We start from the raw sequence: 12,751 nt of genomic DNA on the forward strand, positions 1-12,751 counted from the left end.
CGATGCTCGGATGCTTCTCAGGGTCGGCAGGTGGGTGGGGGCGCAGCTCAGCGACCCAGCAGACCGAGGCCGGCATCGACGATCGAGACCACGTCGATGCCGTGCAGGGCGTAGGCGTCGGGTACGTCCGAGGACTGCCCGAACTCGGTGACGCCGAGGCACCGTATCCGGTCGCCCCGAGCGCCTGCGAGGAACGACAACGTGTGCGGGTGTCCGTCGTGGACGGTGACGATCGGTGTCGGATGGGCGGCCGGGAAGAGGGCATCGAGCACGTCGCTGCGGTGCTTACCGTGTCCGCGCTCCTGGAACGACCGGAAGACGAGATCCGGACTGGTGAGGCAGACGACGCCGGCGATGACGCCCTGGCGCTCCAGCGCCTCGGCGGCACGGACGACCTCGGGCATGATGGCGCCGACACCCACCAGGGTGACCTGCTCGGTGGCCGGGTCATGGTCGGTCAGCCGGTAGCCGCCGGACACCGCCTGCCGGCGCCGCCGTTCCAGCAGGTCGGGATCCTCGGGCAACCTGGCCAGGGCCGGGTCGACGGGGCGCGTGGAGAGCCGGAAGTACGCCGATGTGCCGCCCTCGAGCCCGACCTGGGACATGGCCCGGAGGAAGCACCACTCGAGGTCCTGCGCGAAGGCCGGTTCCCACGAGACACAGCCCGGCTGCTCAAGACCGATCGACGGCGTGCTGATCGACTGGTGCGCTCCTCCCTCGGGAGCGAGGGTGACCCCGGAGGGCGTCCCGACCAGGATCGACTGACCACCGGCGTAGATCCCGTACGACCAGGGCTCGAGGGCGCGCGAGACGAACGGGTCGTAGAGCGTGGCGATCGGGATCAGGCGCTCGCCCCAGCGGCTCCAGGTCGCACCCAGCTCGCCGAGCAGGCCGACCAGGTTGACCTCGGCGATGCCGAGCTCCATGTGCTGCCCGGTCGCGACCTCCGCCCAGCGGAGGACTCGCTCGGCATCGTCATCGAACCAGTCCCGCCGCGAGCGCACCGACCAGACCCCGGTCTTGTTGATCCACCCTCCGAGATTGGTCGAGGACGCCACGTCGGGGCTGCACGTGACCACCCGCGCCGCAGCGTCGGGGGCGTCACGGACGAGGTCGGCGAGGAGTCGGCCGAGCGTTGCCTGGGTCGAGGCGGGCTTGCGGTGGGGGTGCCCCAGGGAGGTCGGCACCTTGAGCGGAGGGGTCTCGCTGGCCGTCGTACGACGCAGTCGGGTCCCTCGCTCGCGACAGAGGCTCGCGGCGGGGGTTCCGGAGGCGAGTGGTTGCCACGGGTCGTCCAGGTCAGTCCCGCAGTCGACCGCGAGCGCCCGCACCTGGGCCTCGGTGAGCAGCGCAGAGTGGTTGTTGGGGTGGCCCTCCGTGGGCAGGCCCCGGCCCTTGATCGTGTAGGCGAAGACCACCGTCGGACGGTGCTCGTCGACGGTGGCGAACGTGTCGACGAGCAGGCCGAGGTCGTGTCCACCGAGGTCACGGACGGCATCCGCCAGGGCGCGCTGGTCGATCCCGGAGACGAGGCCGCGCAGAGCATCGCTACCGTCCTCCCCGACCACCCGGGCGGCGACCTCGTCCACACCGGCCCGGAGCAGCCTCTGGTACTCCTCGTTGGGCATCTCCTCCATGCGGGTGCGCAGCTCGGCACCGCCCGGGAGCTCGAAGAGCGCCGAGATGGCCCGACCCCACTTGAGGGTCACGACCTGCCAGCCCGCCGCCTCGAACATGCCCTGGAGACGCGAGATCTGGATGTCCGGCACCACCCGGTCCAAGGATTGCCGGTTGAGGTCCACCACCCAGAGCAGCTCACCCAGCGATGCGACGGACGGGTCGGCCACCGCCTCCCAGATCGCCCCTTCGTCAAGCTCGGCATCGCCCAGCAGGGACACGAAACGTCCGGCAGGCGGAGCGTCCGGGAAGTGGGAACGCACGTAGCGGTGGGCCATCGCCGCCCAGAGCGCGGCGGTCGCACCGATCCCGACCGAGCCGGTCGAGAAGTCCACCGTGTCCGGGTCCTTGAGGCGGGACGGATAGGACTGGAGACCGCCCTTGGCGCGCAGGGTCGGGAGGTACGCCGGATCGAGGTCGCCGAGCAGGTAGTTGATGGCGTGCAGCACCGGCGACGCGTGCGGCTTGACCGACACCCGGTCGAGCTCCGTGAGCTCCTGGAACCACAGCGCCACCATGATCTCGACCATCGAGGCCGATGACGCCTGGTGGCCGCCGACCTTCACACCGGTCTCATTGGGTCGTCCGCGGTTGGCCGCGTCGACGATAGCCGTGGCCAGCCACCTCACTCGCTGGGCGATCTCGCGGAGCACCTCGGTCTGGTCGGCACCGAGTCTCTCGGTCGCGCCGGGGGCGTGCACGGTCTCGGTCATGCGGATCCCTCTCTCGGTTCGTCGACCACGGCGCGCACGTCGAGGGGCTCGAACGGCTCGCCGGCGGCGTACACATCGTTGAAGAGCTCGACCGCCTCGGGCCGCAGGGTCGTCGCCAGGGCGGGCCAGGCCCGGGCGTCCCCGTGCCGGACCCAGGCACGGACCTCGACGTCGAGTAGCGGCACCCGCTTGTCGAGGGTCGGGTACGACGCCGGGTCGGCGACCGACAGGACGGCCGTGCCAGCCGTGAGCTCGAGCCACGGCTGCGCGAACATCACGAAGAGCATCCCGTGGTGGGCGGAGAATCGGACGTCGCCGCCGAAGCGCAAGGTGCCCAGGCCGGTACCCGCGTCGTACTCCGCGGCGGACACGAGCGGGAAGTAGAAGCCGTTCGCCGGGGTCGTCACAGCACCGTCGGCGACCGACGACTGCAGGTCCGGCATCCGGGCGAGGTAGGACAGGAACGATGCCTTGATGCCCCAGATCAGACCGGTGGCGGCTCCACCGGTCCCCTGAGTCACGCGCCCGCCGCCTGCCGTCGGGCCACCCGCTGGGCGATCGACATCTTGTGCACCTCAGTGGCTCCGTCGTAGATCCGGAATGCCCGGATGTCAGCGTAGAGCCTCCCGAGCACCAGCTCCTCCGAGGTGCCCAGGCCGCCAGCCAGCTGGACCGAGCGGTCGACCACGCGGGCCGTCGCCTCGGAGACGAACACCTTGGCTCGCGACGACTCCTCGCCACCCTTGATCCCCTGGGCCAGCTGCCAGGACGTCTGCCACAGCAAGGCACGTGCAGCGGCGAGGTCGATCTCGTTGTCCGCGATCATCGCCTGCGCTTGCCCCTGCGCGGCGAGGGTCGAGCCGAACATCTCGCGGCTGACGGCCCGCGCAGTCGCGATGTCATGCGCGCGACGGGCGACGCCGAGCCACCGCATGCAGTGGGTCAGACGTGCAGGTGCCAACCGGACCTGCGCGTAACGGAATCCCAGGCCGGGCTCCCCGAGGACGAAGTCGTCACCGACCTCGACATCGATCTCGACGGTGCAGTGACCGCCCACCGTGGTGGTGTCGATCGTGCGGTGGTGGCCGGTCACGGCGAAGCCGGGCGTGCTGGTCGGCACCAGGAACATGGTGGCCCCCTCGTCGCCGTCCGCACCGCCGCCTCCTGAGGCCATCACGATCGCGACTGCCGCCCCGTCCGCACCGGTGATGAGGTGCTTGGTGCCGGTGACCCGCCACCCCTTCGGCGTACGCCGGGCATGCGTGCGCAGCGCTGACGGGTCAGATCCGGCACCGGGGGCGGGCTCGGTCATGGCGAAGCAGCTGCGGATCTCGCCGGCGACGAGCGGGACCAGGAACGCGTCGCGCTGCCGGTCGTCGGCGATCTCGCTGAGCATGTGGATGTTGCCCTCGTCGGGGGCGGCGCAGTTCAGGGCCAGCGGGCCGAGCAGGCTGTAGCCCGCCTCCTCCAGCAGGACAGCGGTCTCGTCGAAGGCGAAGCCGCCGCCCCCGAGCTCCGCCCTGGCCTGCGGCGCCCACCAGCCGGCGGCACGTCCAGCTGCCTGCAGATCGCGACGAAGCTCGTCGGTGACGCCGCGCTCGAAGGCGTCCTGCTCGCGCGGGATCACCGTGTCTCGGATGAAGGCGGCGATGCCGGCCTGCCACTCGAGGACACGCGGGGTGAGGGTGAAGTCGAAGCTCACGGGGTGCTCCAGGTGTCGTTGCCGTCGATCAGGGCCTGCAGGTCGCCTGGCCCCCGGGTCACCGTGTCAGACTCGACCTGCGCGCGCGCCTGGTCGTCGTATGTCGGGCGGACGACCTGGCGGAAGACTCCGATGGGGACCTGCGTCTGGGTGCCATCGTCCATCCGCGACAACGCGAACTGCCGCGACGGGTTGACGTCGCCCGGGTCGTGGGCCCAGGTCTGCTCGTCGACGGTGACCTCGAGGCCGGGCTCGAGCCGGACCAGCCGGTGGGCGGCCTCCGGTCCCCGCAGTGCCTCGAAGGCGCCGTCGTTGAAGATCGGGCAGTTCTGGTAGATCTCGACGAGCGACGTCCCTCGGTGAGCCGCGGCGGCCGACAGCACGGCCGTGAGGTGCTTGCGATCCGAGTCGATGGTGCGCGCCACGAAGGTCGCCTCCGCTCCCAGCGCCAACGACACCGGGTTGAAGGGATGGTCCACGGACCCCATCGGGGTGGACTTGGTGACCTTGCCGGCCTCGGAGGTCGGCGAGTACTGACCCTTGGTGAGCCCGTAGATCCGGTTATTGAACAGCAGGATCGTCATGTTCACGTTGCGGCGCAAGGCGTGGATGAGGTGGTTGCCACCGATCGACAAGGCGTCGCCGTCGCCGGTCACCACCCACACGCTGAGGTCGGGTCTCGCCGTGGCCAGCCCGGTGGCGATCGCGGGCGCCCTGCCGTGGATGGAGTGCAGCCCGTAGGTGTCCAGGTAGTAGGGGAACCGGCTCGAGCAGCCGATGCCGCTCACGAAGGTGATGTTCTCGCGCCGCAGGCCGAGGTCGGGCAGGAAGCCCTGGACGGCCTTCAGGACGGCGTAGTCCCCGCACCCGGGGCACCAGCGCACCTCCTGGTCGGACGTGAAGTCCTTGCCCGTCTGGACGACGTCCGTGCTCGGCACCAGCGCGGTGCCGAGCACCGGGGCGGGCAGGTCGACGGTGGTCATCGGGTCTCCTGGTCGGTCTGGTCGAGCGCGTCGAGGTGGGTCAGGAACTCGGTCTCGAGCTGCTCGGCACCGAATGGCATCCCGCGGACAGTGGTGAGCCGACGCACGTCGACCAGGTAGCGGTCGCGCAGCAGGGTGGCCAGCTGGCCCAAATTCATCTCGGGGCACACGACCCGGTCGTAGCGCGCCAGGATCTGCCCCAGGTTGGCCGGGAACGGGTTGACGTGACGGAGGTGGACCTGCGCCACGTGCTGACCGCGGCGACGAACCCGTCGTACGCCCGCCCCGATCGGCCCGTACGTCGAGCCCCAGCCGATCACCAGCAGCCGAGCGCTTCCCGACGGGTCGTCCACGACGAGGTCGGGGATGGTGGCAGCGATCCCGTCAACCTTGGCCTGGCGGGTGCGGACCATCAGGTCGTGGTTGTCGGGGTCGTAGGAGATGTCGCCCGTCAGGTTCTGCTTCTCGATCCCGCCGATGCGGTGCTCGAGGCCAGCGATGCCGGGCGGCGCCCACGGACGTGCGAGTGTCTGCGCGTCGCGGGCGTAGGGAAGGAACGGCTCGCCTGACTCCGGGGCGGTAGCGAACGACGGGTCGATCCGGGGCAGTTCGGCCACATCCGGCAGCCGCCACGGCTCCGAGCCGTTTGCCAGGTAGCCGTCGGACAGCAACATCACGGGCGTGCGGTAGGTGACCGCGATCCGGCAGGCCTCCACAGCGGCGTCGAAGCAGTCACCCGGGGACTGCGGGGCGACGACCGGGATCGGGGCCTCTCCGTTGCGGCCGTACATGGCCTGCAACAGGTCGGACTGCTCCGTCTTGGTCGGCAGCCCGGTCGACGGACCACCGCGTTGCACGTCGACGACGACCAGTGGGATCTCGAGCATGACCGCGAGCCCGATGGTCTCCGCCTTGAGCGCGACCCCCGGGCCCGAGGTGGTCGTCACGCCGAGATGACCGCCGTACGACGCTCCCAGGGCTGCACCGACGCCAGAGATCTCGTCCTCGGCCTGGAAGGTCGTGACGCCGAAGTTCTTGTGCTTCGAGAGCTCGTGGAGGATGTCGGAGGCAGGCGTGATCGGGTAGGCCCCGAGAAAGAGCGGCAACCCCGACAGCTGCCCGGCAGCGACCAGGCCGTAGGACAGTGCGGTGTTTCCGGTGATGTTGCGGTAGCGACCGGCAGCCACGACAGCCGGCTTCACCGTGTAGGAGACCGCGAACGACTCGGTCGTCTCGCCGAAGTTCCAGCCGGCGCGCAGTGCGGTGATGTTCGCGTCACGGATGTCCGGCTTCCTCGAGAACTTCGCATCGAGGTAGCGCACCGTGCCGTCGACGTCGCGGCCGTAGAGCCACGAGACCAGTCCAAGCGCGAACATGTTCTTCGCGCGGACGGCATCCTTGCGCGAGAGCCCGAACTCCGCGACCGCTGCCACCGTCATCCCGGACAGGTCCAAGGCGTGGATCGCCAGCTCCGACAACGAGCCGTCCTCCAGCGGGTTGCCCGCATAGCCCAGCTTGGCCAGGTTTCGGGCGGTGAAGTCGTGGGTGTCGACGATCAGGGTGGCGCCTGGCCGCAGATCACCGACGTTGGCTCGGAGCGCAGCCGGGTTCATCGCCACCAGCACGTCGGGCCGGTCGCCGGGCGTGAGGATGTCGTGGTCGGCGAAGTGCAGCTGGAAGCTCGAGACGCCGGCCATCGTGCCCTGGGGAGCACGGATCTCTGCCGGGAAGTTCGGCAACGTCGAGAGGTCGTTGCCGAAGACTGCCGCCTCCTGGGTGAACCGGTCGCCGGTGAGCTGCATCCCGTCCCCCGAGTCCCCGGCGAAGCGGATCACGACCCGCTCGATCTCGGTCACGGTCTTGTCCTGCACCACCGCGGTCACGACGCCACCTCCAGGTGAGCACGAACGATCGAGTCCCCGTCAGCGGTCCAGCCCTGGCTCGCGGCGTACCCGATCATCGCGGCGTACCTCTCTGGCCACCCGGCATCCTGGTCCACGGCGGCCCGGCGCGCGAGGCCGGCCACGTCGAGCCACACGAGGCCAGGCTCGAAGCGGATCCCGAGTCCGTCCTGACTGAGAGCGACGAAGGCGTCGACCTCCGCGATCTCGGCACGCACCGACAGCGCCGTCAGCACTTCGGGCTCGAGCACTTCGACGGAGTCGACGGTGACGCGGACCAGCACGGTTCTCTTCTTTCCTAGATTCTTCAGGACTTCGCAGGGTTTGCGGGTAGAGGTCAGACGGGCGCGAGCAGCTGCTCGGCGGTGTCCCAGAGCCGACTGGCGTTGGCCGGGTCGAGGGCGTACGCCGCCACTCCCCCGGAGTAGTCGGCCGGGCGGGCATCGACGACCTGAGCGGGCTGGCAGTCCTGCCAGTAGACGAGCGCGCCCGCCCCGAGCTCCGGTGCCGACGAGACGAGGACGCTGGTGGCCGCGCCCTGCTCCGGCGACTTGAGCGGGAGGCCGTCGGTCTCCCATGTGATGTGCCGCTGCAGCTCTGTCCGGATGATGCCCGGGTGCAGAGCGAAGCCCTGCACGCCGCGATCGCCCCACCGCTGTCCAACCTCGACCGCGAGCAGGACGTCGGCGGTCTTGGACTGGCCGTAGGCGAGCCACGGGTCGTAGGGCCGGAAGCGGAAGTGGAGGTCGTCGAACACCACCGGCGACCGCAGATGGGCCGCTGAGCTCACGCACACGACCCGGGACCCGGCGGCCTCGGCCAGCGGCCGTTCCAGGCCGCGCAGCAGGGCGTAGTGACCGAAGAAGTTCGTGGCGAGCTGGAGGTCCCAACCCGCGGGTGACTTCTCCGGCTCCGGCAGCGCCATGATCCCGGCGTTGTTGACGAGCATGTGGAGCGGCCCCACCCAGGCCGTCGCGAAGGCATCGACACTGCCGAGGTCGGCGAGGTCGAGGTGCGCGACCTCGATGCAGCGGTTCCCGGTGACCGCCATCAAGTGGGCGGCGATCTCGTGCGCCGCCTGGGGACGTCGTACGGCGAGGGTCACCTCGGCTCCGGCTAGGGCCAGCGCCCGAGCGGTCTCGACCCCGATGCCCGAGGTCGCGCCGGTGACGACGGCCCGCCGTCCGGACAGGTCGACTCCGGCGACGACCTCGTCCACGGTGGAGGAGAAGCCAAATCCTGCCAGTCGCTGGTCACCCATGGTCGGGCACCAGCCGGACCGGCAGGCTGCGCAGGCCGTGGGAGTTGGTGTGCCCGCCCCAGACGACGTCACCGTCGAGCTCGAGCGGCGACAGCTCGTCGAGAAGCACGTCGAGGACGGTCTGCATCTCGAGGCGCGCCAGTCCTTCGCCGAGGCAGCGGTGCCGGCCGCTGCCGAAGGTGAGGTGCTGGCTCAGCCCGGCGCGGTCCAGGTCGAAGGTGAACGGGTCCGCGAACTTCTCGGGGTCGTGGTTGCCGGCGCCGAAGGCGAGCATCACCTTCTCGCCCGGTAGCAGGTCAACGCCGCGCACCTGCGTCGGGTTGCGCACGGTCCGTGCCATGTTCCAGACCGGGGCGTGCAGGCGCAGGCACTCGTCGATCATCCTCGGGACCAGAGCACGGTCGGCGACCAGGCGATCTCGCAGACCTTGCTCCACGATCAGTCGATGGACCATGGTCCCGATGGCGTCGACGGTGGTGCCGTGGCCGGCCACCACGAGCAGCTGGACCAGGCCCAGAGCCTCAGTGTCCGTGATCGGGGCGCCATCGACCTCTGCGTTGACGAAGAGTCCGAGCAGGTCCGTCACCGGCTCTCCACGCCGGGCCGCGATCTCTTCACCGAGGAACGCCTCCAGACGATGCGCGGCTGCCTTGCCGCGTTCGGGGTGGGCGGTGTCGGCGAAGGCCGCCATGAACTCCTCGCCCAGGTCGTGGATTCGGTTCCAGTCGGAGTCGATGCCGAGCACCAGGCAGATGATGAGCACCGGCACAGGTCTGGCGAAGTCGGTGACCACGTCACCACGCCCTTGGTCGACGATGGGCTTGAGTCCATCGGCGACGATGCGGCGAATGTCCTCGTGCCACGGAGACAGCGCACGGGGCGTGAAGTGCGGAAGGACCAGCTTGCGGAAGCCGCCGTGTCGCGGTGGGTCCAGCTCTGCGGGGATCACCGGCATCGACTTGCCGGTCGGCGGGATCATGATTCCCTCGGTGACCGTGAAGGCCTCCCAGTCCGAGGAGGCGGCGACGATGTCGGCGTGCTTGAGCAGGGCCCAGAACCCGCCGGACGCATCGCTCCAGGCGACGGGCTGAACCGCCTGCATCTCGCCGAGAGTCTCGAACAGTCGCTGCGAGAGCTCGGGTCGACGATTGTCCAGGTCGACGAGGTGCGCCGTGCGTCGAGCGTCGCTCATGGTGCCTCCTGATGGCTAAACCAAACATCGATAGACTAGGTCACTCACACCTTTCGCACCAGAACCCATCACTGTACGGTTTATGAGTGCGCATCTACGAGACCGTGCTTGTCGACCAGACAGATGCCGTCGCCGTCGTCACCCTGGACCGGCCTGAACGGCGCAACGCCCTGAGCTCCCAGCTGATCCGCGAGTTGAGCTCCGCCATGGAGGATGCAGCCGCCGACCCGTCGGCCCGGGCGATCGTGCTCACCGGAGCGGGGTCGGCCTTCTGCGCCGGCCTCGACCTGCGCGAGCTCGGCACCAGCGGTGACAACATGCGCGAGGCAGGTCCGGCGGCCGGCGACAACAGTCCCTGGCCATGGCTCGGGAAGCCCGTGGTCGGCGCGGTGAACGGCCCGGCCGCGACCGGCGGCCTCGAGATCGCCCTGCACTGCGACGTCCTGGTCGCCGCGGACACCGCTGCCTTCGCGGACACCCACGCCCGAGTCGGGGTGCTCCCCGGATGGGGCCTGTCCTACCTGCTTCCCGAGGCAGTCGGCCTCCGGCGGGCACGGGAGATGAGCCTGACCGGCCGCATGGTGCCCGCCGTCGAGGCGCTCGCCTGGGGGCTGGTGAACCGAGTGGTGCCCGGTCCCGACCTGCTGGCGACGGCGATCTCCATGGCGACAGCGATGGCCGAGCTGGACCCGACGGCCAGTGCCGCGTTCCTGCAGCTCTACCGCGACACGTCCCGCACCACGGTGGCCGAGGCCGCCGAGATCGAGGAGTCGCGGTCCTTCGCGTGGGCCGACGCTCACTTCACTCCGGAGGGCGTGGCGCCGCGCAGCGACGCGATCATCGCCCGGGGTAGCGCCCAGCTCGACTGAGTCCTCAGGACGAGGAGGACTCCATGAAGACCTCGGTGCTGCGCTTGAACGAGATCTCCACCAAGCGCTCCGTGAACAGCCAGCGACCGTCCACCTTCACCAGCTTGTCCTTGTAGTCGCCCACGACCGCGGGCCTGGTGTCCTCGGCCAGCCCGTCAGCCCCGCGATCGCCCCGGATCTCGACGGCGTACGAGCGGGCCCGCGCGTGGTCCTCGTCGAGGACGTCCACGGCAATGTTGGTGACGACGTGCCGGGTGAGCCGGTCGGTCAGGTCGGCGCGGCGCTGGAAGAAGGCCTTCAGCTGCGCCTGACCGACGGCGTCGATGGTGTTGGAGCGCCAGGCCCCGTCCTCGGTGAACAGCTCAGCGGTCGAGACCGCCACGCCGTGGTCCAGGCGCAGGCCGTACTCGACCATCAGCCGGGTGCAGTCCGCGATCGCCACCAGCCGGGTGAGCGGGTCGACTTCGGTCACGGTTCCTCCTCAGTGTCCGGACATGCCGCCGTCGATCGGCAGCGTGATCCCGGTGACGTACGACGACGCGGCGCTCGCCAGGAAGACAACCGCCCCGTCGAGCTCGTGGGGCTCGCCGAGACGCTTGAGCGGCGACGTGTGGTCGATGAACTCCTGCAGCATCTCGCGCGGGACCTCGTCAGTCATGTCGGTGGCGAAGTAGCCGGGGGCGATGGTGTTGACGCGGATGCCGCGACGGCCTGACCACTGCTGGGCCAGGTCCCGGGTGAGGCCCACCAGCCCCGCCTTGGACGCCGAGTACGCCGCCTGGGGCGCGAACGACTTGATCAGAGCCAGCACGCTGGCGATGTTGATGATGCTCGACCCGGGCTGCATCACGCGGGCACACTCCTGGGCCATCCAGTACGCGCCCATCAGGTTGACGTCGAGCACCCGCCGGAACTCCTCGGGCGACTCCCTGAGCGCGGGCACCGCGGTGCCGATCCCGGCGTTGTTGACCAGGATGTCGACGTGCCCTAGCTCTGCCATCGCGTGCGCCACGAGAGCGGCGCAGTCCTCGGGGACGCTCACGTCGCAGCGCTGCACGACCGCCCGGACCCCGATTGCCTCGACCTCGCTCGCGACGCCCTCGAGCAGATCGATACGTCGGGCGGCGAGGACGACGTCGGCGCCGGCCGTGGCCAGGGCCCGGGCGAACCCGGCACCCAGGCCGGAGGAGGCTCCGGTGACCACGGCGACCTTGCCGTCGAGGGAGAACAGGTCGGGCACGAGCGTCAGACGGTCTCGATGATGGTGGCGTTGGCCATGCCGCCGCCCTCGCACATCGTGATCAGGCCGCGGCCGCCGCCGATGGACTCGAGGTGGTTGAGCAGCGTCGCCAGGATCCGGGTGCCGGAGGCTCCCATCGGGTGGCCGAGCGCGATCGCACCACCTCGGGGGTTGACCTTGGCGAGGTCGACGGCGAGCTCCTGGGCCCACACGAGCGGCACGGGGGCGAACGCCTCGTTGACCTCGAACGCGTCGATGTCGTCGACCTCGAGCCCGGCGCGGGACAGCACCCGCTGCGTCGCTGGGATGACACCGGTGAGCATCAGCAGCGGGTCGCTTCCCGTCACCGAGAAACCGCCGAAGCGCGCCCGAGGGGTGAGTCCGAGCTCCCGTGCCTTGTGCTCGCTCATCACGAGCGCCGCCGAGGCGCCGTCGGTGAGGGGCGAGGAGTTGCCGGGCGTGATGTGCCAGCCGATCTCGGGATAGCGCTCGCCGAGCGCGTCGTCGCGGAAGGACGCTCGCAGTGCGCCCAGTCCTTCAGCGGTGGTGCCGGCCCGGACGGTCTCGTCCGCGGTCAACGTACCCGCCTGCACCAGCTCGTCGTCGAAGCCGCCGGCGGCTGCGGTGGCAGCGGCCAGCTGGTGGGAGCGGGCCGCGAACTCATCGAGCTCGGACCGGTCGAGCTTCCAGCGTCCGGCGATGATCTCTGCCGAGACACCCTGCCCGACCAGACCGTCGGGGTAACGCCGTGCGAGTGGCGCGAACGGTGCCCCGTCACGAGCGGCGAATCCGAGCGGGAGCCGGCTCATCGACTCGATGCCGCAAGCGACCACGACGTCGTAAGCGCCGGTCATCACGCCCTGCGCCGCGAAGTGCAGGGCCTGCTGGGACGACCCGCACTGTCGGTCGATGGTCGTCGCCGGCACCGACTCGGGGTAGCCCGCGGCAAGCAACGCGGTGCGGCCGATGTTGACCGCCTGGTCCCCGGCCTGGCTGACGCACCCCGTGATGACGTCATCGACGAGCACCGGATCGATCCCGGTGCGCTCGACGAGCGCGCGCAGGGTCACAGCCAGGAGGTCGGCCGGGTGCTCGCCCGACAGCCCTCCGCCTGGCTTGCCGCGTCCGGACGGAGTCCGGACGACGTCGACGATGACGGCAGGGACGATCTCGGGCACAGCGTCTCCTCTGTCTCGCTCGGGTGTGGCGTGGA

12 protein-coding genes are annotated in these 12,751 nt (G+C 70.1%); 1 reads left to right on the forward strand and 11 read right to left on the reverse strand.

The window, feature by feature from the left end; translation table 11 throughout:
* Positions 1 to 47 precede the first annotated feature (47 nt).
* The 8 genes from ABEA33_RS21240 to ABEA33_RS21275 are packed head-to-tail and all read right to left on the reverse strand — an operon-like array spanning position 48 to position 9,429.
* Positions 48 to 2,390 carry a transketolase-like TK C-terminal-containing protein gene (locus ABEA33_RS21240; RefSeq protein ID WP_345529020.1) on the reverse strand — a complete coding sequence of 781 codons (2,343 nt, stop codon included), beginning with the start codon at positions 2,388 to 2,390 and terminating at the stop codon, positions 48 to 50.
* Entirely contained in the window at positions 2,387 to 2,911 is a 525-nt protein-coding gene (locus ABEA33_RS21245; RefSeq protein WP_345529021.1) for an HtaA domain-containing protein, read from the reverse strand. Before ABEA33_RS21245 ends, ABEA33_RS21240 begins: the two co-directional genes overlap by 4 nt.
* Positions 2,908 to 4,092, reverse strand: a complete 1,185-nt coding sequence (locus ABEA33_RS21250; RefSeq protein ID WP_345529023.1) for an acyl-CoA dehydrogenase family protein — start codon at positions 4,090 to 4,092, stop codon at positions 2,908 to 2,910. Before ABEA33_RS21250 ends, ABEA33_RS21245 begins: the two co-directional genes overlap by 4 nt.
* Positions 4,089 to 5,075, reverse strand: coding sequence for a 2-oxoacid:ferredoxin oxidoreductase subunit beta (locus ABEA33_RS21255; protein ID WP_345529024.1), 987 nt, complete (start codon positions 5,073 to 5,075; stop codon positions 4,089 to 4,091). The genes ABEA33_RS21250 and ABEA33_RS21255 overlap by 4 nt, the downstream gene beginning before the upstream one ends.
* The gene (locus tag ABEA33_RS21260; protein WP_345529025.1) at positions 5,072 to 6,958 is read right to left on the reverse strand and encodes a 2-oxoacid:acceptor oxidoreductase subunit alpha; all 1,887 of its coding nucleotides are present in this window, start codon (positions 6,956 to 6,958) and stop codon (positions 5,072 to 5,074) included. Before ABEA33_RS21260 ends, ABEA33_RS21255 begins: the two co-directional genes overlap by 4 nt.
* Positions 6,955 to 7,260 carry a hypothetical protein gene (locus ABEA33_RS21265; RefSeq protein WP_345529026.1) on the reverse strand — a complete coding sequence of 102 codons (306 nt, stop codon included), beginning with the start codon at positions 7,258 to 7,260 and terminating at the stop codon, positions 6,955 to 6,957. Before ABEA33_RS21265 ends, ABEA33_RS21260 begins: the two co-directional genes overlap by 4 nt.
* Before the next feature lie 53 nt (positions 7,261 to 7,313).
* On the reverse strand, positions 7,314 to 8,237 hold the full coding sequence (locus ABEA33_RS21270; RefSeq protein WP_345529027.1) for an SDR family NAD(P)-dependent oxidoreductase: 924 nt from the start codon (positions 8,235 to 8,237) through the stop codon (positions 7,314 to 7,316).
* Entirely contained in the window at positions 8,230 to 9,429 is a 1,200-nt protein-coding gene (locus tag ABEA33_RS21275) for a cytochrome P450 (RefSeq protein ID WP_345529028.1), read from the reverse strand. The genes ABEA33_RS21270 and ABEA33_RS21275 overlap by 8 nt, the downstream gene beginning before the upstream one ends.
* An 86-nt stretch (positions 9,430 to 9,515) precedes the next feature.
* Here ABEA33_RS21275 and ABEA33_RS21280 point away from each other — a divergent pair, with 86 nt between their 5' ends.
* Complete coding sequence (locus ABEA33_RS21280; RefSeq protein WP_345529029.1) at positions 9,516 to 10,298, forward strand: enoyl-CoA hydratase; 783 nt, start codon at positions 9,516 to 9,518, stop codon at positions 10,296 to 10,298.
* Between the two features lie 4 nt (positions 10,299 to 10,302).
* Here the strand turns inward: ABEA33_RS21280 and ABEA33_RS21285 are convergent, their stop codons facing one another.
* Genes ABEA33_RS21285 through ABEA33_RS21295 form a run of 3 tightly spaced genes read right to left on the reverse strand, consistent with a single transcriptional unit; the run spans position 10,303 to position 12,716 of the window.
* The gene (locus tag ABEA33_RS21285; RefSeq protein WP_345529030.1) at positions 10,303 to 10,770 is read right to left on the reverse strand and encodes a nuclear transport factor 2 family protein; all 468 of its coding nucleotides are present in this window, start codon (positions 10,768 to 10,770) and stop codon (positions 10,303 to 10,305) included.
* Positions 10,771 to 10,779: 9 nt separating this feature from the next.
* Positions 10,780 to 11,538 (reverse strand): SDR family NAD(P)-dependent oxidoreductase, encoded by a 759-nt coding sequence (locus tag ABEA33_RS21290; RefSeq protein WP_345529031.1) that lies wholly within the window; start codon positions 11,536 to 11,538, stop codon positions 10,780 to 10,782.
* A gap of 5 nt (positions 11,539 to 11,543) precedes the next feature.
* Positions 11,544 to 12,716: a thiolase family protein gene (locus tag ABEA33_RS21295; RefSeq protein WP_425577460.1), complete on the reverse strand. Its 1,173-nt coding sequence runs from the start codon at positions 12,714 to 12,716 to the stop codon at positions 11,544 to 11,546.
* Positions 12,717 to 12,751: the final 35 nt, after the last annotated feature.

The sequence above is a fragment of the Nocardioides endophyticus genome, from assembly GCF_039543845.1.
GTDB lineage: Bacteria > Actinomycetota > Actinomycetes > Propionibacteriales > Nocardioidaceae > Nocardioides > Nocardioides endophyticus.

Excerpts from the sequence above, each read along its gene's own strand:
- ABEA33_RS21275 (WP_345529028.1), bottom strand. The coding sequence starts at position 9,429 with ATGAGCGACGCTCGACGCACGGCGCACCTCGTCGACCTGGACAATCGT.
- ABEA33_RS21270 (WP_345529027.1), bottom strand. The coding sequence starts at position 8,237 with ATGGGTGACCAGCGACTGGCAGGATTTGGCTTCTCCTCCACCGTGGAC.
- ABEA33_RS21240 (WP_345529020.1), bottom strand. The coding sequence starts at position 2,390 with ATGACCGAGACCGTGCACGCCCCCGGCGCGACCGAGAGACTCGGTGCC.
- ABEA33_RS21255 (WP_345529024.1), bottom strand. The coding sequence starts at position 5,075 with ATGACCACCGTCGACCTGCCCGCCCCGGTGCTCGGCACCGCGCTGGTG.